The sequence below is a fragment of the Oceaniglobus roseus genome, assembly GCF_002869745.1.
GTDB classification, from domain to species: Bacteria; Pseudomonadota; Alphaproteobacteria; order Rhodobacterales; family Rhodobacteraceae; genus Oceaniglobus; species Oceaniglobus roseus.
This window is the reverse complement of the sequence record NZ_PNOS01000011.1, coordinates 1-23,157: the sequence shown is the minus strand read 5'-3', so window position 1 is coordinate 23,157 and position 23,157 is coordinate 1. Positions and strand designations below refer to the sequence as shown.

General features: G+C 69.2%; 17 protein-coding genes and 1 pseudogene. 11 read left to right on the top strand and 7 right to left on the bottom strand.

The features are described 5' to 3' along the window. Window positions 1-6 precede the first annotated feature (6 nt). The 10 genes from hisD (A7B20_RS07430) (at window position 7) to A7B20_RS07385 (ending at window position 10,060) form a co-directional block, all read left to right on the top strand. Entirely contained in the window at window positions 7-1,335 is a 1,329-nt protein-coding gene (hisD, locus tag A7B20_RS07430) for a histidinol dehydrogenase (RefSeq protein WP_102107934.1), read from the top strand. Further along, window positions 1,332-2,087, top strand: a complete 756-nt coding sequence (locus A7B20_RS07425; RefSeq protein WP_102107933.1) for an SDR family NAD(P)-dependent oxidoreductase — start codon at window positions 1,332-1,334, stop codon at window positions 2,085-2,087. The genes hisD (A7B20_RS07430) and A7B20_RS07425 overlap by 4 nt, the downstream gene beginning before the upstream one ends. Next, window positions 2,087-3,103, top strand: a complete 1,017-nt coding sequence (locus A7B20_RS07420) for a LacI family DNA-binding transcriptional regulator (RefSeq protein ID WP_102107932.1) — start codon at window positions 2,087-2,089, stop codon at window positions 3,101-3,103. The genes A7B20_RS07425 and A7B20_RS07420 overlap by 1 nt, the downstream gene beginning before the upstream one ends. 130 nt (window positions 3,104-3,233) lie before the next feature. Continuing rightward, window positions 3,234-4,211: a nuclear transport factor 2 family protein gene (locus A7B20_RS07415; protein WP_102107931.1), complete on the top strand. Its 978-nt coding sequence runs from the start codon at window positions 3,234-3,236 to the stop codon at window positions 4,209-4,211. Window positions 4,212-4,257: 46 nt separating this feature from the next. Then, window positions 4,258-5,223, top strand: a complete 966-nt coding sequence (locus A7B20_RS07410; protein ID WP_102107930.1) for a cupin domain-containing protein — start codon at window positions 4,258-4,260, stop codon at window positions 5,221-5,223. A gap of 1 nt (window position 5,224) precedes the next feature. After that, window positions 5,225-6,193 (top strand): hypothetical protein, encoded by a 969-nt coding sequence (locus A7B20_RS07405; protein ID WP_102107929.1) that lies wholly within the window; start codon window positions 5,225-5,227, stop codon window positions 6,191-6,193. A gap of 16 nt (window positions 6,194-6,209) precedes the next feature. After that, the gene (locus A7B20_RS07400) at window positions 6,210-7,331 is read left to right on the top strand and encodes a cobalamin-independent methionine synthase II family protein (RefSeq protein WP_102107928.1); all 1,122 of its coding nucleotides are present in this window, start codon (window positions 6,210-6,212) and stop codon (window positions 7,329-7,331) included. After that, entirely contained in the window at window positions 7,328-8,029 is a 702-nt protein-coding gene (locus A7B20_RS07395) for an alpha/beta fold hydrolase (protein WP_102107927.1), read from the top strand. The genes A7B20_RS07400 and A7B20_RS07395 overlap by 4 nt, the downstream gene beginning before the upstream one ends. Then, window positions 8,022-8,717: an RraA family protein gene (locus A7B20_RS07390; RefSeq protein WP_102107926.1), complete on the top strand. Its 696-nt coding sequence runs from the start codon at window positions 8,022-8,024 to the stop codon at window positions 8,715-8,717. Before A7B20_RS07395 ends, A7B20_RS07390 begins: the two co-directional genes overlap by 8 nt. Beyond that, on the top strand, window positions 8,714-10,060 hold the full coding sequence (locus A7B20_RS07385; RefSeq protein WP_102107925.1) for an amidase: 1,347 nt from the start codon (window positions 8,714-8,716) through the stop codon (window positions 10,058-10,060). Before A7B20_RS07390 ends, A7B20_RS07385 begins: the two co-directional genes overlap by 4 nt. On the opposite strand, the gene hisD (A7B20_RS07380) is transcribed toward A7B20_RS07385, so the two are convergent. From hisD (A7B20_RS07380) to sciP, 6 genes are all read right to left on the bottom strand, one after another. Beyond that, complete coding sequence (gene hisD / locus A7B20_RS07380) at window positions 10,042-11,337, bottom strand: histidinol dehydrogenase (RefSeq protein WP_102107924.1); 1,296 nt, start codon at window positions 11,335-11,337, stop codon at window positions 10,042-10,044. The genes A7B20_RS07385 and hisD (A7B20_RS07380) overlap by 19 nt on opposite strands. Window positions 11,338-11,444: 107 nt before the next feature. After that, complete coding sequence (mprF, locus tag A7B20_RS07375; RefSeq protein WP_102107923.1) at window positions 11,445-14,060, bottom strand: bifunctional lysylphosphatidylglycerol flippase/synthetase MprF; 2,616 nt, start codon at window positions 14,058-14,060, stop codon at window positions 11,445-11,447. Between the two features lie 727 nt (window positions 14,061-14,787). Next, on the bottom strand, window positions 14,788-16,878 hold the full coding sequence (gene recG / locus A7B20_RS07370) for an ATP-dependent DNA helicase RecG (RefSeq protein ID WP_102107922.1): 2,091 nt from the start codon (window positions 16,876-16,878) through the stop codon (window positions 14,788-14,790). Next, window positions 16,875-19,223: an NAD-dependent DNA ligase LigA gene (ligA, locus tag A7B20_RS07365; RefSeq protein ID WP_102108007.1), complete on the bottom strand. Its 2,349-nt coding sequence runs from the start codon at window positions 19,221-19,223 to the stop codon at window positions 16,875-16,877. Before ligA ends, recG begins: the two co-directional genes overlap by 4 nt. 935 nt (window positions 19,224-20,158) lie before the next feature. Then, window positions 20,159-20,872, bottom strand: coding sequence for a response regulator transcription factor CtrA (ctrA, locus tag A7B20_RS07360; RefSeq protein WP_102107921.1), 714 nt, complete (start codon window positions 20,870-20,872; stop codon window positions 20,159-20,161). An 88-nt stretch (window positions 20,873-20,960) separates the two neighbouring features. Further along, the gene (gene sciP, locus A7B20_RS07355) at window positions 20,961-21,239 is read right to left on the bottom strand and encodes a CtrA inhibitor SciP (protein WP_102107920.1); all 279 of its coding nucleotides are present in this window, start codon (window positions 21,237-21,239) and stop codon (window positions 20,961-20,963) included. A 123-nt stretch (window positions 21,240-21,362) separates the two neighbouring features. On the opposite strand from sciP, the gene mnmA reads away from it, so the two are divergent. Then, window positions 21,363-22,505 (top strand): tRNA 2-thiouridine(34) synthase MnmA, encoded by a 1,143-nt coding sequence (gene mnmA, locus A7B20_RS07350; RefSeq protein WP_102107919.1) that lies wholly within the window; start codon window positions 21,363-21,365, stop codon window positions 22,503-22,505. Window positions 22,506-22,694: 189 nt separating this feature from the next. Here the strand turns inward: mnmA and A7B20_RS07345 are convergent. Further along, a pseudogene (locus tag A7B20_RS07345) lies at window positions 22,695-23,157 on the bottom strand (lipid-A-disaccharide synthase); the annotation flags it as partial.

The following is a 23,157-nucleotide window of genomic DNA, read 5'->3' as shown; positions in this document are numbered from 1 at the left end:
AACAACATGACCATCACCTACCTGAAGCAGGGCAAGTCCACCGGCGAGCGGGCCGAGGACGATGCCAAGGTCCGCGCGACCGTGGAATCGATCCTTGCCGACATCGAGGCCCGCGGCGACGCCGCCGTGCGCGAGCTGTCGGAGAAGTTCGACGGCTACGCCCCGGCGAGCTTCCGCCTGAGCGAAGACGAGATCGCGGCGCTGATCTCCGAGGTGTCGCAGAGCGATCTGGACGACATCCGCTTCGCCCAGGACCAGGTGCGCGCCTTCGCCGAGGCCCAGCGCGCCTCGATGACCGACATCGAGATCGAGACCCAGCCGGGCGTGATCCTCGGCCACCGGACGATTCCGGTGCAGTCCGTCGGATGCTATGTCCCGGCGGGCAAGTTCCCCATGGTCGCCTCGGCCCACATGTCGGTGCTGACCGCCGCCGTCGCCGGGGTGCCGCGCATCGTCGCCTGCACGCCGCCCTTCAAGGGCAAGCCGAACCCGGCGGTGATCGCCGCCATGCACCTTGGCGGCGCGCACGAGATCCACGTCATCGGCGGCGTCCAGGCGATCGGCGCCATGGCCATCGGCACCGAGACGATCGAGCCGGTGCACATGCTGGTCGGCCCCGGCAACGCCTTCGTGGCCGAGGCCAAGCGGCAGCTTTTCGGGCGCGTCGGGATCGACCTCTTCGCCGGGCCGACCGAGACCATGGTGATCGCCGACGATACCGTGGATGGCGAGATGTGCGCGACCGACCTCTTGGGCCAGGCCGAACACGGCTACAACTCGCCCGCGGTGCTGGTCACGAACTCCGAAACCCTCGCCCGCTCCACCCTGGCCGAGATCGACCGCATCCTGAAGATCCTGCCGACCGCCGACACCGCCGCGGTGTCCTGGCGCGACTACGGCGAGGTGATCCTGTGCGCCGGCCACGACGAGATGCTGGCCGTCGCCAACGACATCGCCAGCGAGCACGTGCAGGTGATGACCGACCGCGACGACTGGTATCTTCAGAACATGACGAGCTACGGCGCGCTGTTCCTCGGGCCCCGCACCAACGTGGCGAACGGCGACAAGGTGATCGGCACCAACCACACCCTGCCGACGAAGAAGGCGGGGCGCTATACCGGCGGGCTCTGGGTCGGCAAGTTCCTGAAGACCCACAGCTACCAGCGGATCCTGACGGACGAGGCGGCGGCGCGGATCGGCGCCTACGGCTCGCGGCTCTGCATGCTCGAGGGCTTCGTCGGCCATGCCGAGCAGTGCAACCTCCGCGTCCGCCGCTACGGCGGGGTGAACGTGCCCTACGGCGAAGGCGCGCGGCTGCCCGAGGCGGCCGAATGACGCTGCCGAAGCCTCCCTCCTTCCGGCTCGACGGGCGCACCGCGCTCGTCACCGGGGCCTCGTCCGGGATCGGGCTCGGCTGTGCCGTGGCGCTGGCCGAGGCGGGGGCGCACGTGATCTGCGCCGCCCGCGGCGCCGGGCGGCTGGAGGGCACGGTGGCCGAGATGCAGGCCGAGGGCTGGTCGGCCGAGGCGCTGCCGCTCGACATCGCCGACATCGACGCCCTGCCCGCCGCGCTGGGCGAGCGCAGGCTCGACGTCCTCGTGAACGCCGCGGGCCTCGCCCGCCATTCCGCGGCGCTCGACACGAAGCCCGCGGACTACGACGCGGTCATGGACGTGAACCTGCGCGCGGCCTTCTTCCTCTCGGTCGAGGCGGCGAAGCGGATGCCGGAACGGGGCGGGTCCATCATCCACATCAGCAGCCAGATGGGCCATGTCGGCGGGATCGACCGCGCGGTCTACTGCGCCTCGAAGCACGGGCTCGAAGGCATGGTGAAGGCCATGGCGATCGAATGGGGCCCGCGCCGGATCCGCATCAACACCCTCTGCCCCACCTTCATCCGCACGCCGCTGACCGAGGCCACCTTCGACAACCCCGAGCGCGTCGCCTGGATCTCGGAGAAGATCAAGCTCGGACGCACGGGCGAGGTCGAGGACATAATGGGTGGCGTGCTCTACCTCGCCTCCGACGCCGCGGCGCTGGTCACGGGCACGTCGCTGCTGATCGACGGGGGCTGGACAGCCGACTGATGGCGGGGGAACGGGTCACATCGCTGGAGGTCGCGCGGCGCGCCGGGGTCAGCCAGTCGGCGGTCAGCCGGGTGTTCACGCCGGGCGCGAGCGTGTCGAAGGCGACGCGCGAGAAGGTGCACCGCGCGGCGGAAGAGCTCGGCTATCGCCCGAACGTGCTGGCCCGCGCGATGATCACGGGCCGGAGCCGCATCATCGGCCTCGTCGTCGCCTATCTCGACAACCAGTTCTATCCCCACGCGGTCGAGGCGCTGTCGGTCGCGCTCCAGCGCGAGGGCTACCACGTGCTCGTCTTCATGTCGGCCCCCACCGTGGGCGACGTGGAGGACGTGATGAAGGAGATCCTCGACTACCAGGTGGACGGCCTCGTGCTGGCCTCGGTGTCGCTCTCCTCGGTGCTGGCGAAGCGCTGCCACGAAAGCGGCATCCCGGTGGTGCTGTTCAACCGCGAACAGGACGACGCGCGCATGTGCTCGGTCACGACCGACAACCGGCAGGGCGGGCGCGAGATCGCGCGCCACCTGACCGCGCAGGGCCTGCGGCGGATTGGCTATATCGCCGGGATGGAAGAGGCCTCGACCCAGATCGACCGCGAGGCGGGGTTCCGCGAAGGGCTGCGGGAGGCGGGACTGACCCCCGCCGCCCGCGAGGTCGGCAACTTCGAATACGGCGGCGCCCGGGCCGCGGCGCTGGAGATGTTCGCGGGCGCCGACCGCCCCGAGGCCGTCTTCGTCTGCAACGACCACATGGCCTTCGCGGTGATGGACGCGATCCGTTTCAAGCTGGGCCTGCGCATCCCCGAGGACGTGGCCGTGGCGGGCTTCGACGACACCCCCATCGCCGCATGGCCGGCCTACGACCTGACGAGCTATCGCCAGCCGCTCGACCGGATGATCGCCCAGACGGTGGAGACCCTGCTGCGCCGGATCGACGACCGCGACGCGGCGCCCGAACGCGTGGTGCTGGACGGCGCGCTGATCGTCCGCCGCTCCTCCCGGAAGGCGGAGGGCGCGTGATGGACGGTCTCGCCCTCGTTCCGCCGCGTCCCGCCGTTGGCCGGCACGCGGCACGCACCGTGACCACCCCCGGCCGCCCGGCCGCGCCGGGCCGCCGCAAGCGGACACCACTCCAGACGGGACAGCAGCCATGAAGGGCTTTTCGAACCGGTTCACCGACCTGCCGGACTATATCCTGAAGATCACGAAGGAGATCTGGGAGGATCGCGGGCTCGACACCCTGCACCACTACTACGCGCCCGACATCCCGATGCGCTTTCCCTCGGGCCTCGTGCGCGGCAACGCGGGCGTGATCGACGGCACGCTTGCCACCCTGGCCGAGTTTCCCGACCGCCAGCTTCTGGGCGAGGACGTGATCTGGTCGGGTAACGAGGACGAGGGCTTCCTGTCTTCCCACCGGATCCTTACCACCGGCACCCACACCGGCCACGGCGCCTTCGGCGCGCCGACCGGCAAACGGTTCGAGATCCGCGCCATCGCCGACTGCGCGGCCCGGAACGACGTGATCGACGACGAATGGCTGATCCGCGACGTCGGCGGCATCGCGCGCCAGCTTGGCATCGACCCGTCCGACCACGCGCGGAGCCAGATCCGCGCCGAGGGCGGGCCGGAAAGATGCGTCCGCCCCTTCCACCCCGACCACGACGTGCAGGGGCCCTACAGCGGCACCGGCAACGACAACGAATGGGGCCGGCGGCTGGCCGACATCCTGACCCGGATGATGGACAAGGAGTTCTCGGTCATCCGCGCCGAATACGACCGTGCCGTGAGGACCGAACACTGGGGGTCGCGCGGCGGCTGGTCCTGGGACTTCGCCGAGACCGACTGGATGCGGCTGCGCTCCTCCTTCCCGACCGCGCGCTTCGCCGTGCACCACCGCATCGGCCGCGTCGACCCCGGCACGCCCCACCGCGCCGCCGTCCGCTGGTCGCTGACCGGGCCCCATGCGGGGCCGGGCCATTTCGGCGCGCCCACCGGAGCCGAGGTGCACGTCATGGGCATCACACACGCCGAATGGGGGCCATGGGGCCTCCGGCGCGAATTCACGCTGATCGACGAGGTGGCGATCTGGAAGCAGATCCACCTTCACACCGGCGCCGCGGACTGACCCGCGGCGCCAGGCACACCCTCAGGACACAGGATCGAGGACCGGAATGACCCCCGCAGAAATGGAAGCCCGCATCGTCCGCTACGGCGACCTTCAGCCCTGCAAGACCGCCTTCATCGACGCCCACACCCCGGGCTCGGACCAGAAGGAGAACTTCACCATCATCGGCGGCGGCGTCTCGGAATCCGCCGACCAGCACGTCCACATCGCCCTGCCCCACGGCTTCAACATCGGCGCCGCGGGCCAGCCGCCGAAGTGCCGCAACTCGCTCCACTCCCATCGCACGGCCGAGGTGTTCTTCGTGCTCTCGGGGCGCTGGCGCTTCTTCTGGGGCCGCTGGGGCACCGCGGGCGAGGTGGTGCTGGAGGAAGGCGACATCATCAACATCCCCACTGGCATCTTCCGCGGGTTCGAGAACATCGGAACCGATTACGGGATGATCATGGCGATCCTCGGCGGCGACGATGCCGGGGGCGGCGTCATCTGGGCGCCGCAGGTGATCGAGGATGCGAAAGCCCACGGCCTGGTGCTGGGGGCGAACCAGAAGCTTTACGACACGCGGAAGGGCCAGCAGCTGCCCGAGGGGGTCGGCCCGATGCCGGTGCTGAGCGAGGAGGAGCTGAAGGCCTTCCCCGAGCCGGAACCGGCCGAGGTTGTGCCGAACCACGTCGCCCGCTACCAGGACATGGTCTCGCTCGCGGGCAAGCGCCCGGTCAAGGTGATCGGCGAGAACGGCATGCTGCGCGACCGCCCCGGTTTCGAGGTCGACTTCCTTACCCGCGCCTCGGCCACGGAGGAGATGCACAGCCACGACCGCCCCTCGGTGCTGATGCCGGTAAAAGGCCACTGGCGGGTCAGCTGGCCCGACGGCTCGGCCGTGCTCAATCCCGGCGACACCATGTCGGTGCCCGCCGACCTGCCCCACAACGCCCTGCCCGCGATGACCGGCCACGCCTCGCTGTTCCACGTCGTCGCCACCGACGATCCCGCCGGTCCGACCTGGAAGGGCTGAGGTGCGGGGGAGCCTCCTTTTCGCCCTGCTGCTGACTGCGGCAGGGCGGCTCGCGGCGCAGGGCTGGCAGGCCGAGCTGTCCGACGACGGCGGCTATGCGATCGGCACGGCTCTCTATTCCGGGCTTCCCCTGGTCTTCGACTGCGCGGCGCGTTCGGTGCAGAACCCACTTCCGGCGGACCGGATGTGGCCCGACTATACCCACGCGCCGCCCTGGCAGGTCCTGATCGGCGCCGGCGATGCGCTCGTGCGCGCGTCGGGGGCGGAGCGTGCGGATATCCTGCTGCTCGTGGACCAGACCGGCTATCGCCTGCCGCCCCTTCGCTGGAACGGAATGGACGAGGCCTGGCAGGTCGCGCTTAGCATGGGCGACCCCATGCTCGCCGCCCTGCGGTCCGCATCCCGGCTGGTGATGCAGGTCGGCACCGAGGCCGCCTGGGAGATCCCAGTCGCGGGCCTCGGGGCGGCGCTGGACGCGGCGCAGGCCTACTGCGGCGCGGCCTGGGTCGCGGCCGGAGAGGCGCCACCTCCGGGCATCGCCGCCCCACCGGCCGCACCGCCTGCGCTCCCCTCTCCGCAAGGCGGAGCCTTCGCCCTGCCGTCCCAGATCCAGGCCCACGCCGATGCGAAATGCGAGGGCCGCGCCACGATTTCCCCCGATGCGCTGCAGGCAGGCGATCTCGACGGCGACGGCGCGCCGGACGTGGTGATGGACTGGGGCGGCGTCCAGTGCGCGGGCCGAACGAGCCGCCTTTTCTGCGGCGCCGCGAACTGTTCGCTCGACGTCTTCGCCTCCTCCCGCGGCTATGGCGACCCGATTCACATGCTGGGCACGGCCCTGACCTTCGTGGCGCTGCCTTCCGGAGGCCTGGGCCTGAAGCTCGACGGCACCTACAGCATCTGCGGCGAGACGGACTGCGACGCCCCCTTCGTCTGGAGCGGCAACCGTCTCGTGCAGCTCAAGCCATGACCGAAAGGACCACACCATGCCCCACCTGACGACCCATGTCGGCTCCCTGCCCCGCAGCCAGGAGGTGGTCGACTTCATCTTCGCCCGCGAGCGGCGGGAGCCCCACGACGAGGCCGCCTTCGACGCCTGCATGACCGCCGCCGTCTCGGAAACCGTGCGCCGCCAGGTCGAGGCCGGGGTCGACATCGTCTCGGACGGCGAGACCTCGAAGATCAGCTACGCCACCTATGTCAAGGACCGCTACACCGGCTTCGACGGCGACAGCCCGCGCCGCGCGCCGGCCGACCTGAAGCTGTTCCCCTCCTTCCTCGAGCGCATCGCCAAATCCGGCGGCACCCCGCAGTACGCCCGACCGATGTGCGTGGGCGAGGTCCGCTCGAAGGGCCAGGGCGAGTTGGAGAAGGACATCGCCAACCTCAAGGCCGCCATAGCCGAACACGGGGCACAGCGCGGTTTCATGAACGCGGCCTCCCCCGGCGTGATCTCGCTGTTCCTGCAGAACGACTTCTACCCCACGCGGGAGGCCTATCTCGCCGCCCTGGCCGACGCGATGAAGGCGGAGTACGAGACCATCGTCGCCGCGGGGCTCGACCTCCAGATCGACTGCCCCGACCTCGCGCTCTCCCGCCACATGCTGTTCACCGACCTTTCGGACGAGGATTTCGTGAAGGTCGCCGCCTCCCACGTCGAGGCGCTGAACCACGCGCTGTCGGACGTGCCGCAGGAGAAGGTGCGCATCCACATCTGCTGGGGCAACTACGAAGGCCCCCACGTCTGCGACATACCCATGGCGAAGATGTTCGACACGCTGATGGGCGCGAAGGCGCGTTACGTCCTGTTCGAAACCTCCAACCCCCGCCACGGCCACGAATGGACCGTGTTCCGCGACCGCAAGGCCGACATTCCCGAGGACCGCATCCTGGTGCCCGGCGTGCTCGACACCACGACGAACTTCGTCGAACACCCCGACCTGATCGCGCAGCGCCTCGCCAATTTCGCCGATATCGTCGGGCAGGACCGGGTGATCGGCGGGTCGGACTGCGGCTTCGGCACCTTCGCGGGCTTCGGCGCGGTCGATCCCGACATCGCCTATGCCAAGCTCGCGGCGCTTTCGGAAGGCGCGAAGAAGACGGCATGATCCCCCTCGTCCTCCTGCCCGGCATGATGTGCGACGCGCGCCTCTTCGCGCCGCAGATCGCCGCCTTCTCGGCCCGCCGCGCCGTCCATTGCGCGCCGCTCACCGGCGCCGACCGGATCGACGCTCTGGCCGAGGCGGTGCTTGCCCACGCGCCGCCCCGCTTCGCGCTGGCGGGCCTCAGCATGGGCGGCATCGTGGCGATGGCCATGGCGCGCCTCGCACCCGGGCGGATCGCGGGCCTTGCCCTGCTCGACACCAACCCCCTGGCCGAACCCGAGGCCACGAGCCGCACCCGCGACGCGCAGATCGCGCGGGTGCAGGCGGGCGGGCTCACCGCGGTGATGCGGGACGAGATGAAGCCGAACTACCTGACCGACAGCCCGCACCGCGCCGCGATCCTCGACCTCTGCATGGACATGGCCCGCGCGCTCGGCCCCGGGACCTTCATCGCCCAGTCCCACGCCCTTCAGAACCGCATCGACCAGAGCGAGCATCTGAGCCGCATCGCCTGCCCGACCCTCGTCCTCTGCGGCCGCGACGACGCGCTCTGCCCCGTGGCGCGGCACGAGATGATGCACGGCCTGATCCCCGGCAGCCGCTTGGTGGTGATCGAAAACGCCGGGCACATGCCGACCCTCGAAAACCCCGAAGAAACCACCGCCGCGCTGGCGGACTGGCTGGAGAGACTGGATGGATGACGCCCTTCTGACGCTGCTGCGAAGCGTCGACACCCCCACCGTGTGCAACGCCATCGAGGTGGCGCAGGGAAAGCGCGGCTTCAACCGCTTCACCCGCGGCACGATGCTGTCCTCCGACCCCTCCGCACCGGCAATCGTCGGCTATGCCGTCACCGCCCGCATCGCCGCCCTCGCCCCGCCGCAGGAGGCGCCCGACGCCATCCGCGCCCGCCGCATGGCCTATTACAAGGCAATGGCCGAGGCGCCGAGGCCCTCCGTCGCAGTGGTCGAGGACGAGGATTTCCCGAACGCGATCGGCGCCTTCTGGGGCGAGGTGAACACGACGATCCACAAGGGCTTCGGTCTGTCGGGCGCGCTGACCAACGGCGTCATGCGCGACCTCGGCGACCTGGCGCCGGACTTCCCGGTGATCGCGGGTTCGGTCGGACCCAGCCACGGCTTCGTCCATGTCACCGCGCTCGACGTGCCGGTGAAGGTCTTCGGGCTGAGCGTCGCGCCGGGCGATCTGGTCCACGCCGACCGCCACGGCGCCGTGGTGATCCCGCCCGAGGTGGCCGACGGGCTGGCGGGCGCCGTCGAGAAGATGCAGCGGACCGAGCTGCTGGTCCTCGGCCCGGCCCGCGCCGAGGGTTTCGATTTCGCGGCGTTCGAGGCGGCCTGGGCGGCCTTCGAGAAGGCGCGCACGTGATCCGCCACCCCGCCGACCTGTCGCTGGCCGAGGCGGGGGCGCGGCTGCGCGACGGCACCCTGACCGCCACGGCGCTTGTCACCGCCCAGCTGGAGCGCATCGCCGAGCGGGATCCGCGCATCGGCGCCTTCGTCCACCTCGCGCGGGAGGAGGCGCTGGACGCGGCCGCCCTGGCCGACCGCCAGATGGCGGACGGCGACGAACTCGGGCCGCTCCATGGCATCCCCTTCGCGGTGAAGGACCTGATGGACGTGGCCGGCTGTCCGGTGCGCTTCGGCTCCCGTCTCCATGGCGCGCGCATCGCCGCCGCCGACTGCACCCTGGTCGCGCGGCTGCGTGCCGCGGGGGCGATCCCCCTCGGCCTCGTCGCCACCTACGAGCTTGCGACGGTGGGCCCGGACACCGGTGCGCTCTATCCGCAGCCGGTCAATCCCTGGAACGCGGCCCACGTCACCGGCGGCTCTTCCTCCGGCTCTGCCGCTGCCGTGGCCGCGGGAATGGTCCGTTTCGCGCTCGGCACCGACACCGGCGGCTCGGTGCGCAGCCCCGCCGCTTATTGCGGCGTCGTGGGGTTGAAGCCGTCCTTCGGCGCGCTCCCGCTCGACGACGTGATGCCGCTCTCACCCACGCTCGACCACGCCGGGGTGATCGCGCGCACGGTGGGCGATGCGGCGACGGCCTTCGCCGTGCTCGCGGGGCGGGATCGGGCAGAGCCCGGCGGGATCGCAGGTCTCGCCCTCGCCTATGGGCGCGGCTGGGCCGGGGACGACGCTGCGGACGGGGCGCTGGTGCCGCTGCTGGACGAGGCCGCCTCCGCGCTCAGCCTCTGCGGCGCGGCGGTGCGCATCGTCGACCTGCCGGACTATGCGCCGCTCGAAGCCGCCGGTTCAGACCTGATCCTGTCCGAGGGATACCTGCTGCACGGTGCCGCCATCGCCGTGGACCCCGCCGCCTGCGGCCCGATGGCCCGCGCCAGCCTCGCCGGGGGCGCCGACATTCCGCCCGGGCGGATCGAATCCGCCCGCGCCGCTGCCGCAGACCTGCGCCACCTCGTCGACGCCCTGCTGACGGAACACGCCGCGCTGATCCTGCCGACGACCCTCACCCCGGCGCCGCCCTTCGCGGCCTTCCAGCCCGGCAAGCCGCTCTGGACCCCCATGCGCACGATCCCGTTCAACCTGACCGGCCACCCGGCGATCTCGGTGCCCATGGGATTTGCCGGAGGCCTGCCCCTCGGCCTCCAGATCGTCGGGCGGCACGGGGACGAGGCCACGGTGCTGAGCATCGCCGCCGCCTTCGAGGCGGCGACGGATCACGGCGCGGTTCAGCCCGCGGGCTGCTGAAGCCGGTCGAGCCGAAGCTGCGCCGCCCGCCGGTGCCCTTCCAGCCCCTCGCTCGCGCTCTGGCGCACGGCCGGGGGGGCGACGGCGCGGATGCCCTCCGCCGTAAGCCACTGGTGCGTCGCGACCTTCAAATAGGCCCCGACCCACAGCCCCCCGGTATAGCGCCCCGCCGCCATGGTCGGCAGCGTGTGGTTCGTGCCGCAGCACTTGTCGGAATAGACCACGCTCGCGTTCTCGCCGATGAAGAGCGAGCCGTAGTTCCTGAGCCTCTTCGCCAGCCCTTTCGGGTCGGCGGTGTGGATCTGCAGATGCTCGGCCGCGATGTGGTCGGAATAGGCGATCAGCGCCGCCTCGTCCTCGCAGATCGCGATCTCGCCGAAGGCCTCCCAGGCCTGCCCCGCCGTCGAGGCGGTCGAGAGCGTGGAGAGCTGGCGCGCCACCTCCTGCTCCACCGCCTTGGCCAGCGCCGCATCCGTGGTGATGAGTCCGACGCGGGTGTGCACGTCATGCTCGGCCTGCGCCAGAAGGTCGGTCGCGATCATCTCGGCATCGCCCGTGGCGTCGGCGAGGATGTAGATTTCCGAAGGTCCCGCCAGCTGGTCGATGCCGACCGGCCCGAAGACCTGCCGCTTCGCCTCGTTCACGTAGGCATTGCCGGGCCCGACGATCTTGTTCACCGCCGGAACCGTCTCGGTCCCGAAGGCCATGGCGGCGATCGCCTGCGCCCCGCCGATGCGGAAGATCCGGTCGGCGCCCGACAGATGACAGCCCGCGATCATCGCCGGATGTGCGTTCGGCGGCAGGCAGGCGACGATCTCGGACACCCCCGCGACCTTCGCCGGAACGATGGTCATCACCGGCGCCGAGAGCAGCGGGTAGCGCCCGCCGGGCACGTAGCAGCCCACGCGTTCCACCGGGATCACGCGGTGGCCGAGATGGACGCCCGGCAGGATCTCGACCTCGAGCGGCAGCATGGTGGCGGACTGCGCCTCGGCAAATCTGGTTACGTTTGCAATGGCGAACTCGGTGTCCTTCCGCGTCTGCGGATCCAGCGCGTCCACCGCCTGCCGCCGCGCCTCGGGCGTGACCTCGAATGCGTCGAGGTCGCTCTTGTCGAACTTCTTCCCGAACTCGCGCACCGCCGCGTCACCTCGTGCGCGCACGGCAGCCAAGATGGAGGTCACGGCGTCCTCGATACCGGAGGTTTCCGAGGCGGCGGGCGGCTTCGGCTGCCGGTGATGGGTCACGCCGGGGAAGGGATGGGAGTCGGACGGCACGGCAGATCCTTTCGATGTCAGCACGCAGCGGGAGTCGCGCGAGCCTAGCACCCGCTCCGATTTTTGCAAACGTATTCATTCCGAATTGCCCCGTCGCGCGTAACGCCCTACCCCTTCCCGACCAGTCCCCGCGGAGAGCCCGCGATCAGCAGCGCCACGTCGCGCATCGCGAAGACCGGAGAGACCTTCGGCGGCACCGCGAGGTAGCGCGGCCGCCATTCGGGCTGGAACTTCTGCTTGAAGGCCCTGAGCCCCGCGAAGTTGTAGAACGCCCCGCCGTGCCGGTAGATCAGCCGCCCGAACCTGTTCCAGGACCGCGCCACAGACCGCTCCGACAGCCCCGCCAGCGGCGCCGAGCCAAGGCTCAGCTCCTCCGCCCCCGCGGTCTTGTAATGCTCGATCAGGCTCAGGAACATGTACTCCATCAGCCCCGACGCCTCCTCCGGCAGATAGCGCATCAGGTCGACCGCCACGAACCGCCCGCCCGACGAGGCCATGATGTTGGCGAAGGCGACGATCCGCCCGTCCTTGCGCGCGACGGCGATGTCGAAATGCCCCAGGTAGACGGGATCGAACCGCCCCACCGAGAACCCCTTCTCGCGCCCCGTCTTGCCCCCCAGCCAGAGGTCCGAGATCGCCTTCAGCTCCTCCATCAGCCCGTGCGCATGGGGCGGCGACAGGAGCGCGATCTCGTAGCCTTCGCGCTGCCGCTTGTTCAGCGTCGCGCGCATGGTCTTGAACCGCCCGCCCGCCAGGCTGAACTCCGGCAGCCGCACCACCGCCTCCTCGCCGATCTTGTTCAGCGACAGCCCGAGCTCCACCCAGAGCGGCAGGTTGCGCCCGCTGACCTCGTAAAAGACGGGGCGCGCATTGGCCGCCGCCGCCTGCTCGGCGAAGGACCAGCACAGATCCTCGAACTCGTCCGCATCGCCCACCGGATCACCGAGCGCGATCCAGGACCCCCCGCGCACCGCGTACATGATGACGGCCCGCCCCGAATCGGAGAACAGGAACCGCTTGTCCCCGGTCTGGCTCAACCAGCTCTGGGGATCCGCCGATCCCTCCGCCAGCACCGCCGCCCGCGCCATGGTGGCCGGATCGGCATCCACCGGCAGCGTCCGCCGCACGGGCCGGATCAGCAGGTAGATGCTGAAGAAGAACAGCACCGCCGACGCCGCCAGCCCGCCCCGAAGCGCCCGTGGCGTGGTCGAGGCGCGCGAGAACTCGGACATCAGGTCGTTGGAATAGGGCACCGCCTTGTGCACGAAGAAGAAGAAGGCCGCCGTGGCGATCCCGACGCCGAAGACGGTGGCGAACCAGCGCGCCTCGAACACCCCCTCGGTCAGCCGCCCGGGCCGGTTGAAGGCCCGGCGGAACGGCAACAGCGACACGGCCCCGAGGCAGAGCACCAGCGCGTTTTCGATGTCGAGGTCGTTCAGCAGCAGCCCCGCGGCGCCGCCCACCAGCGCGAAGATCGCCACCCAGTAGGCCGAGGACACCCGTTGCGCGAGCCCGTGGGACACGATCAGCAGCGCCACGCTCGCGATGGCCGAACCGATGGTGCCGCCTTCCAGCAGCAGCCAGCCCACGAGGTCGCCGTCGGCGATGGCGCCGCTCCGGACCGAGGGCACCATGGTGACGAGCATCAGGTAGACCCCGAAGCCGAAGGCCACCGCCGCCGCCAGCGCCGGCGCGATCCCGTGCAGCGTGCCAAGCGCCGCCTGCATCCCCGGCATCCGCGCCAGCAACCGGCTGCCGAACCCGCTCGCCAGCCGCGCCTCGTTCAGCGCCACGATGGCGAAGGCCAGGGCGAAGGGCAGAAGGTAGTAGATCAGCCGGAACAGCAGCAGCGCCGCCGCCGCGTCCCCGACCGCGACCGAGGCGGGCAGCGTGCCGATCACCACCGTCTCGAACACGCCGACGCCCCCCGGCACGTGGGACAGGACCCCGATCATCATCGCCGCCGCATAGATCGCGACGAAGGTGGCGAAGTCGGGCTTGCCCGCCGGCAGCAGGACCCACAGCGCGAAGGCCGCGGCGAAGACGTCGATCAGCGTGACGATCAGCTGCCCGCCGACATCGCCGGGCGGCGGTAGGTGCAGGTCATAGCTCCAGACCCGCAGCTGCCGCTGGCTGACAGACAGGTAGAGGATCAGCCCCACCGACAGCGCCAGCACCGCCCCCGCCACGGCCCGGATCGTCCCGGGACCGTAGGGCAGATAGGCCGAGGCCGGGCCGGGATGCACCGCCACGGCCCCGAGCCCCACCAGCGTCAGCCCGGTACCGAGCGCCAGCGCGATGTATCCCGACACCGCCGCCACCTCGAACGCATTCAGCCCCGCGGCGGAATAGATGCGATAGCGCACCGCGCCGCCCGACACGACGCTGATCCCGATCGTGTTGCCGAAGGCATAGCCGAGGAAACCGCCAAGCGCGACGACCCCGGGGCTGAGACGCCGGTTGATGAAGCGCAGCCCGAACCAGTCGTAGAAGATCAGCGCCGCATAGCCCGCGACAGTGGCCCCGAGCGCCGCCAGCAGCACACCGACGGGGGTGGCCCGGATCTGCGCCGCGACATCCGCCGGATCGACCGGCCGCAGCAGGTGGTAGAGCGCATAGAGCCCGAGCGCGAACAGCCCGACCCCCAGCAGCACGGGAAACGCCCCCCGCAGCACCTGCAGGTTCAGCCGCGCCCGCACCCTCTGCCCCGTCTCCGCGTCCATGAGATCCTCCGCCCCCTGCGTAAGCAAAGCCGCGGCGAGACGAAACCGTTTCCTGCGAGCGGGCCGACCATCTTCCCGCGCCTGCGGCACCGCCGCACCTCCCTCCACCGCCGGACCGGCACGCCCGCAGCCTGTCCCGGTTGCCGTCCCGACCGGCTGGCCATGGGTCCCTGCCCACCCGGCCCGAGGCGCGACCACGCCCGGGCCTTCCCCCGCCCCGTCATCTTTGCTTTCCAAATATCCCCGCCGGAGGCATCCGACCTCGCAACCGGAACGACGGTCGCGATATCGCCCCGCCCCCGCCACGGGCGCCCCGCTTTCCCCCGGAAAGCGGCGCCGCAAAAAAAACGCCGCGCATCCGGAGATGGCGGCGTCAGTGGCAATCCGAACGAGGGCCGGTCGATCCGGGCAGGCGACCCGGCGACTGGGGACAGTCAGGTGCATCCAGGCTTGGGGAAAGGGGATGCGTGACCGGCAGAGCGGAGAGCAGGCAGAAAGACCTCAGAAAAGGCCGGGGAGGTACAGCCCGGCGACGAGAAGCACGGCTAGGGCGGAGGCGCCTGCAAAGTCCTGCATCAGCGTTTCCGAGCGCTTCAGCACCGATACGATCTGTTGCAACATCCTGCGATCCTCCTCACCGCGTTTCCGTTGCCCCTTTGTTCTCACAGCCGTTCACCAAAGTAAAGAACTTTTTGAGAACATTCGCGAACAAAACGGAACGCGCCCGCTAACCCACGGAAATCAGGCGGATCGCCTTGTCCTGCTCCATCAGCCACAGAAGCTGCCGCGCGGCCGCTCCCCGTGCGCCCTCCAGCTTCGGATCGCTTGCCAGCAGCGCGCGCGCATCGCTCTGGGCCACGGCCATCAGCGCCGCCTGCCGCTCCAGATCCGCCACCCGGAACCGCGGCAGGCCCGATTGCGCATGGCCGATCAGGTCGCCCGCGCCGCGCATCTCCAGGTCCACCTCGGCGATGCGGAAGCCGTCCTCCGTCTCGCGCAGGATCTCGAGCCGCCGCCGCGCCGTCTCGCCCAGGGGGGGCTGGTACATCAGCAGGCACGTCGAATCGGCCGTGCCGCGCCCGACCCGGCCGCGCAGCTGGTGCAGCTGGGCAAGGCCGAAGCTCTCGGCCCGCTCCACCACCATGATCGAGGCATTGGGCACGTTCACCCCGACCTCGATCACCGTCGTCGCCACCAGGACGCCCGTCTGCCCCGCGACGAACCGCGCCATCGCCGCGTCCTTCTCGGCGGGCGGCATCTGCCCGTGGACCAGCCCGACGACCCCCTCGCCCAGGGCCGCGCGCAGCCGGGTGAACCGCTCCTGCGCGGCCGTCAGGTCCGAGGATTCGCTCTCGTCCACCAGCGGACAGACCCAATAGGCCTGCCGCCCCTCGCCGACCGCGCGGCGCAGCGAGTCGACCACCTCGTCGAGCCGCCCGGTGCCGACCAGCGCCGTCTTCACCGGCAGCCGTCCCGGCGGCTTCTCGTCCAGCACCGACACCTCCATGTCGCCGTACTGGGCCAGCGAAAGGCTCCGCGGGATCGGCGTCGCCGTCATCACCAGCACGTCGGCGCCCTTCCCCTTCGCGCCCAGTTCCAGCCGCTGGCGCACGCCGAAGCGGTGCTGCTCGTCCACCACGGCGAGCCGCAGGTCGTGAAACGCCACGTCCTTCTGGAACACGGCATGGGTGCCGACCAGCACCTGTATCCGCCCGTCGGCCAGCGCGGCGAGCTTCGCCGCCCGCTCGGCCCCCTTGTCGCGGCCCGTCAGGATCTCCAGCACCACGCCCGCGCTTTCGGCCAGCGGCCGCAACCCTTCGAGATGCTGGCGCGCGAGGATCTCGGTCGGGGCCATCAGCACCCCCTGCCCCCCGGCCTCGACCGCGACCAGCAGCGCCATCAGCGCGACCAGCGTCTTGCCCGCCCCGACATCGCCCTGCAGCAGCCGGTTCATGCGGGTGGGCCGGGCCATGTCCTGGGCGATCTCGCGCATCGCCCGCTCCTGCGCGCCGGTGGGCCGGTAGGGCAGCGCCGCCAGCACCCGCGCCTGCAAGCGCCCCGTGGCGCGCGACACGATCCCCCTCGCCCTCGCCCGGTCCGCCCGGGCAAGCGCCAGGGTCAGCTGGTGCGCCAGCAGCTCGTCGTAGGCGAGCCGCTGGCGCGCAGGATGCTCGGCCGACAGTCCCGCCACGCCCTCCGGCCCATGGGCCTGCCGCAGCGCCTCACGCCACGAGGGCCAGCCCGCCTTGGCCAGCTGCCCCGGGTCGATCCATTCCGGCAGCTCCGGCGCCCGGTCCAGCGCCGAGGCCGCGGCCCGCTGCATCGTGCGCTGCGTGACGCCGGAGGTCAGCGGATAGACAGGCTCGAACGCCGGGATCGCTTCCGCCTCCTCCGGGCGCAGGATGTGGTCGGGATGGACCATCTGCGCGATGCCGTCGAAGAATTCGAGCTTGCCCGACACGACCCGCCTCTGCCCCGTGGGCAGCTGCCCGTTCAGCCATTCGCCCCGCGCGTGGAAGAACACCAGCTGGAAGGTCGTCGCCGCATCCGTCACCTCGACGCGATAGGGCCGCCCCTTGGCCCGCGCGGGGATGTGGCGGCCCACCAGGACCTCGACGCTGACAACGGTGCCCGGCTCGCTGCCCTGCACCGTGTCGCGGCGCTGCCGGTCGATGCCGGAATGGGGCAGCGTGAACAGCAGGTCGCGCGGCTTCTCGATGCCAAGCTGGGCCAATGCCTGCGCGGTCTTCGGTCCCACGCCGTCCAGCACCGTCGCCTCGGCGAAGAGCGGGAACAGGACCTCCGGCCGCCCGCTCATCGCCCCTCGATCAGGCGCAGCCAGCCGTCCTCGTCCAGCGTCTCGATCCCGAGTTCCGCCGCCTTCTTCGCCTTGCTCCCCGAGTTCGGCCCCGCCACCAGCAGGTCGGTCCTGGCCGAGACGCTGCCCGCCACCTTGGCGCCCAGGGCCTCGGCCCGCGCCTTCGCCTCGGCCCGCGTCATCCGCTCCAGCGTGCCGGTGAAGACCACCGTCTTGCCCGAAATTGAGGAGGCTTCATTGCTTTCTCGCAACGGAAGAACATTGATTAGCTGATCAACCAAGCGGTCAACTGCAGAAAGTTCTTTTGGCTGGCTTAATGTACTTATCAACGCGCTGCAAATTTGTGGCCCAACTCCGTCTACGTCTATAAGAATTTTGTAGGTAGACTCTCTTAATGAGCCACTACCGAAAAGATTTCGAAAATTTTCCCACTTTACAAAATGTCTCGCCAACCTCGTAGAGACGTACTCGCCCACATGCCTTACGCCTATTGCAAAAATCAAACGATCAAGATATATTTCTCTCCGCTTATCAATTGCTTGAAACAAGTTCTGCGCAGAAACCTCACCCCAACTCACTCTTTTATAAAGACGTTTCCCTGATAGGTGATCGAGAAGATCGGCTGCTGACGGAACATCTTCCACATCACCTCTCCCCTCAGCTTCTGATATTCTTGAGTAAATCGAACGAAGGCGACTTGGCAAATTTGGATAATTCCTTCTGCTTATGGAGGAGGTTCTCACGATGATGGAATTTTCGAATTCCATCTGATTCGCCTCAAGCAAGGAAAGTCTCAGTATGAAATCAAATGAATTTCCCTTAAGCTTAGCTCCGTCGCGGTCGCGCTCCTTGAGAGTAAAAATATCCGCTGGTTCATCGATCCAGTTCAAGAAGTAGAATTCTTCCACTTGCTTCGCCCCCAGTCCCTCGATGTCGAAGGCCGCGCGACTGACGAAATGCTTCAGCTTCTCCACCGCCTGGGCCGGGCAGATCAGCCCGCCGGTGCAGCGGCGCACCGCGTCGCCGGGCTCGCGCACCGCGTCCGAGCCGCAGTCGGGACAGCGCGTCGGAAAGGCATAGGGCACCGAACCGTCCGGCCGCTTGTCCAGGTCCACGTCCGCCACCTTCGGGATCACGTCGCCCGCGCGATAGACCTGCACCCAGTCGCCCTCGCGGATGTCCTTGCCGCCGCGGATCTCGCCACCCTTCGCATCGCGGCCCGCGATGTAATCCTCGTTGTGCAGGGTCGCGTTCGATACCACGACGCCGCCAACCGTCACCGGCGTGAGCCGCGCCACCGGCGACAGCGCCCCGGTGCGCCCCACCTGGATCTCGATCTTCTCGAGCCGCGTCCAAGCGAGTTCGGCCGGGAACTTGTGCGCGATGGCCCAGCGGGGCGTTGTCGAGCGGAAGCCGAGCCGCCGCTGCAGCTCCAGGTCGTTGACCTTGTAGACCACGCCGTCGATGTCATAGCCGAGCGTCGCGCGCTGCTGCTCGATCGCCGCGTAATGGGCCAGCATTTCCTTCGCTCCGTCGCAGAGCCGCGTCAGCGGATTGACCGAGAAGCCGAGTTTTTCCAGCTGCTCGATCGCGTCCATCTGCGTGTCGGCCAAAGGCGCCGAGACCTCGCCCCAGGCGTAAGCGAAGAACCTCAACGGCCGACGTTCCGTGATCCGCGGATCCAACTGGCGCAGCGACCCTGCGGCGGCGTTGCGGGGGTTGGCGAAGGTCTTCGCCCCCATCTCGCCCTGCCGCAGGTTCAGCGCCGCGAAATCGGCGTGGGACATGTAGACCTCGCCCCGCACCTCCAGCACCTCCGGCGCACCCTCCAGCCGCTCGGGAATGTCGCCGATGGTGCGGGCGTTGGCCGTCACGTTCTCGCCCACCGCGCCGTCGCCCCGGGTCGCCGCCTGCACCAGCCGCCCTGCCTCGTAGCGCAGCGACAGAGACAGCCCGTCGATCTTCGGCTCGGCGGTAAAGGCCAGGTCCGCATCCTCGCCCAGCCCGAGGTACTTGCGCACGCTGCGGTCGAACTCTGTCACGTCCTCGGCGGCGAAGGCATTGCCAAGTGACATCATCCGCTGGCTGTGGGCGACCTTCGCGAACCCCTCCGCCGGGGCGGCGCCCACCTGATCCGAGGGGCTGTCGGCGCGCTTCAGCCGCGGAAACCGCGCCTCGATCTCCTGATTGCGCCGCTTCAGCGCGTCGTAGGCGGCATCGCTGAGCTCGGGGGCATCCTCGGTGTGATAGGCCGTGTTGGCCTCGGCGATGACCTGCGCCAGGCGCTCCAGCTCTGCCGCGGCCTCGTCCTCGGTCAGATCTTCCACCTTCTTCTGCGTGCCCATGCCGTTCTCCGCCGCCTGCTCTCTCCTCAGGTGATAGGAGCCGTCCGCGGACCGGTCCAGTGGCTTTGCACCCCGAAAGTCGTCGCACCGATCCCCGTCGGCCCGGGAGAAAGGAAATTCCCGCACCGCCCGGTCCCGCTCTCCGGCGAGGGCGGTCGACACTGTCTCTCCGGTTCCATTGCAGGGCGCTCTGCCGTGCCGGCGCCCAGGACGGCGAACGCCCCCGAAGCAGCTTGCGCCTTGCCGTACCCGGGCCGAAGCGACACGGCGGGCGAACGACCGGACCGCATGGACCAGCCGGCCGAGGCAGGCGATTGCCGAGCCACCTGAGGCGGCGCCACCCTTTCACCAATCCTCAAGGGGTTCACGCCAATCGTTCCGGGACAACGCTCCGAAGCGCCTGTCGGCATCCGACATCGACAAGGACCCGCCCGGATACCTTCACGTCTCGTCACATCCCTTCGGCAGCCGTCGCACCCCGTCACGGCCACCATCGATCACGGCCGCCATTCAACGCGTCACCGCCGCCCTTCGCAACCGTCGTCCCGCATCACGGCCTCCATGCGCCATGTCCGCCCATGTCACGACCGTCCCTGATATCCGCCGATCGCACGTCAGCGGCCCTGTCCGGCACGGGCCGGCATTCGACACGCCCGCCGATGTCACGACCGACACTCATCTCGCCCGACCGCCGCGCCCCACCTGGCCCGGGCGTCACTCGTCACATTCCACGCAGATCGCCGCCCATGACGGTCAGCCCGCAGTTCTGCACAAACCCGCCTTCCTCGTCGGCGCCCCCGTATGGCTCCGAGTGCCATAATCGGCAGGCATCTGGGGGAAACAGCGAAGATCGCCCGGCGCACAGGCACATCACCGCATCGGACCGGCGCCACCGCTGGTCGGCAACCGACTCGCCGCTGCGTCACGCCGAGGAGTCAGGCGCTCGCCACCATCCGCTGCGGATCTTCCTTCTGATCGGGATCGCGCAGGACGTAACCGCGGCCCCAGACCGTCTCGATGTAGTTGTCGCCGTCGGTCGCCTGGCTCAGCTTCTTGCGCAACTTGCAGATGAACACGTCGATAATCTTCAACTCCGGTTCATCCATGCCGCCGTAAAGGTGGTTGAGGAACATCTCCTTGGTCAGCGTCGTGCCCTTGCGCAGGGAAAGGAGTTCCAGCATCTGGTATTCCTTCCCGGTCAGGTGCACCGGCTTTCCCTCCACCTCGACGGTCTTCGTATCCAGGTTTACCGAGAACTTTCCGGTGTGAATTACCGATTGGGCGTGGCCCTTCGATCGCCGGATGATCGCATGGATCCGCGCCACCAATTCCTCGCGGTGAAAGGGCTTGGTCAGGTAATCGTCGGCGCCGAAACCGAATCCCTTGATCTTGCTTTCGGTATCGTCCGCGCCGGAGAGGATCAGGATCGGCGTGTCGATACGCGCCATGCGCACCTGCCGCAGAACCTCGTGCCCGTTCATGTCCGGAAGGTTCAGGTCTAGCAGAATAAGATCGTAATCGTAGAGCTTTGCGAGATCGACCCCTTCTTCCCCGAGGTCCGTACAATACACGTTCAGGTTGGCATGCGTGAGCATCAATTCGATGCTGCGCGAGGTCGTGGGATCATCTTCCACCAGCAGAACGCGCATGTGACTCTCCTCTTGACGGCTTCTCCGGCCACGTTCACAGCAATTCGTTAATCTATCATTACTCGTTAACGCAATCTCCGGCTACCTCCTAAAGTTGTCGGTATTTTTGCAGGCGGGTCGTCTTCAGGGCGGCTTCGCCATGGCGGTCGACGGCCTGCGCCCAGGACTGCAATTCCTCCCGCGTCAGGGCGTAGGTCTCCATCGCCTCCTCCTCTGTGATCAGACCTGCGGCAACGGCCCGGACGACGGCCGCCTTCCGGCTTGCCACCCATCGTTTCGTGGTCCTGTCCGGAAGATCCGCCCGCGTCATGATCTTTCCTCCCGGCAGCCTGACGGCGCGCGGACCGTCGAGTTTCTTCAGATACATCGTTCACCCCTTTCCTTCCCCACGCGGGAAAGACTAGGACGAGCCGCTTAATCGGGGGTGAAACGCCGCCTTGAGAGTATCGCCAATTTTCCTATATTGCGCGGGTCCGAAAGGAGGGACACCATGCCGCTCGACACCAAGATGCCGCTCAATTCCCTGGGCTTCGCAAAGCCCCCGGCAGAAACCCGCGTGGTTGTCGCGATGTCGGGGGGCGTGGACAGCTCGGTGGTCGCCGCGATGCTGGCCGAAGAGGGCTATGACGTCGTCGGAGTCACGCTCCAGCTCTACGATCACGGGGCGGCTCTGGCGAAGAAGGGCGCCTGCTGCGCGGGGCGCGACATCCACGACGCCCGCCGCGTGGCCGAGGCCATGGGCTTCCCCCACTACGTCCTCGATTACGAGAACACCTTCCGCGAGGCGGTGATCGACGAATTCGCCGACAGCTACCTCGCCGGGGCGACGCCGGTGCCCTGCATCCGCTGCAACGAGCGGGTGAAGTTCAAGGACCTGCTGGAAACCGCCAGGGACCTCGACGCCGACTGCATGGCGACGGGCCACTACATCCGGCGCCGCGTGGGCGCGGCGGGGCCCGAGCTGCATTCCGCCGCCGACGCGAACCGCGACCAGTCCTATTTCCTGTTCTCGACCACGCCCGAACAGCTCTCCTACCTCCGCTTCCCCCTCGGCCACCTGGCCAGCAAGGCGGAAACCCGGGCGCTTGCCGCGAAATACGGGCTCTCGGTCGCCGACAAGCCGGACAGCCAGGACATCTGCTTCGTGCCGAACGGCAACTACGCCGCGGTGATCGAGAAGCTGCGCCCCGGCGCCGCCGATCCGGGCGACATTGTCGACACCGAGGGCCGCGTGCTCGGCCAGCACCGCGGGGTGATCCACTACACGGTCGGCCAGCGCCGCGGCCTCGGCATCGGCGGGCTGGACGAACCGCTGTACGTCGTGAAGCTCGACGTGGATCGCCGCCACGTGGTCGTCGGCCCGAAGGCCCTGCTTGCCACCCGCAGCGTGCCGCTGCGCGAGATCAACTGGCTCGGCGACGCCCCCCTCGCCTCCCGCGACAGCTGGGAGGTCGAAGTCCGCGTCCGCTCCACCCGCCCGCCCCGCGCCGCTCTGCTGCGGCCGATCTCGGACACCGAGGCGACGGTGGAGCTGCTGACCCCCGAGGAAGGCGTTTCCCCCGGCCAGGCCTGCGTGTTCTACGATCCCGACAGCACCCGCGTGTTGGGCGGCGGCTGGATCTGGCGCGGCTGAACCCGTCGCGCGCAGGTGCTGCGCACCCTCGTCGGGCGGTTCTTACCGAGGGGTCGGAGCCTCCGGCGGGGATATTTGTGAAGCAAAGATGACAGGGTCATCCCCGGCCTCGTCTGCCCGATCTGCGGTTCCGGCAGCGGCCTGTGGCGCTGAACCCGAAGGGGCACGCATCGCCCCATCTTTGCTTTTCTAAATATCCCCGCCGGAGGCTCCCGCATCCTCCGCCTGCGCCGCGGCCATACCGTCGAGCACCGCCCGCGCCGCCCGCACCCCCGGCGCTTCGCCGCCGCGGCCGAGCCGCTCCATGGTCAGCGCCAGCGCGGCGCGCTGCGCACCGGGGCGGGCGAGCTGGTCGAGGACGGCGGCGGCGACGGGCGCGGGGCGGCAGGCGTCGCCCAGGAACTCGGGCACCACACGGGTCCCGGAGACGAGGGTGACCAGCGTCACCGTGTCGATCCTCACCACGCGGTTCGCGATCTGGCGGCTGATCCAGCCGAAATCGTAGCCGATGACCATGGGCGTGTCCGCCGCCGCAAGCTCGAGCGACACGGTTCCCGAGGCCGCCATCGCGACATCCGCCGCCGCGAAGGCCGCCCGCTTGCGCCAAGGCGCCCGTGGATCGCCGCGCGGGTCCAGCACGACCGGGGCTCCG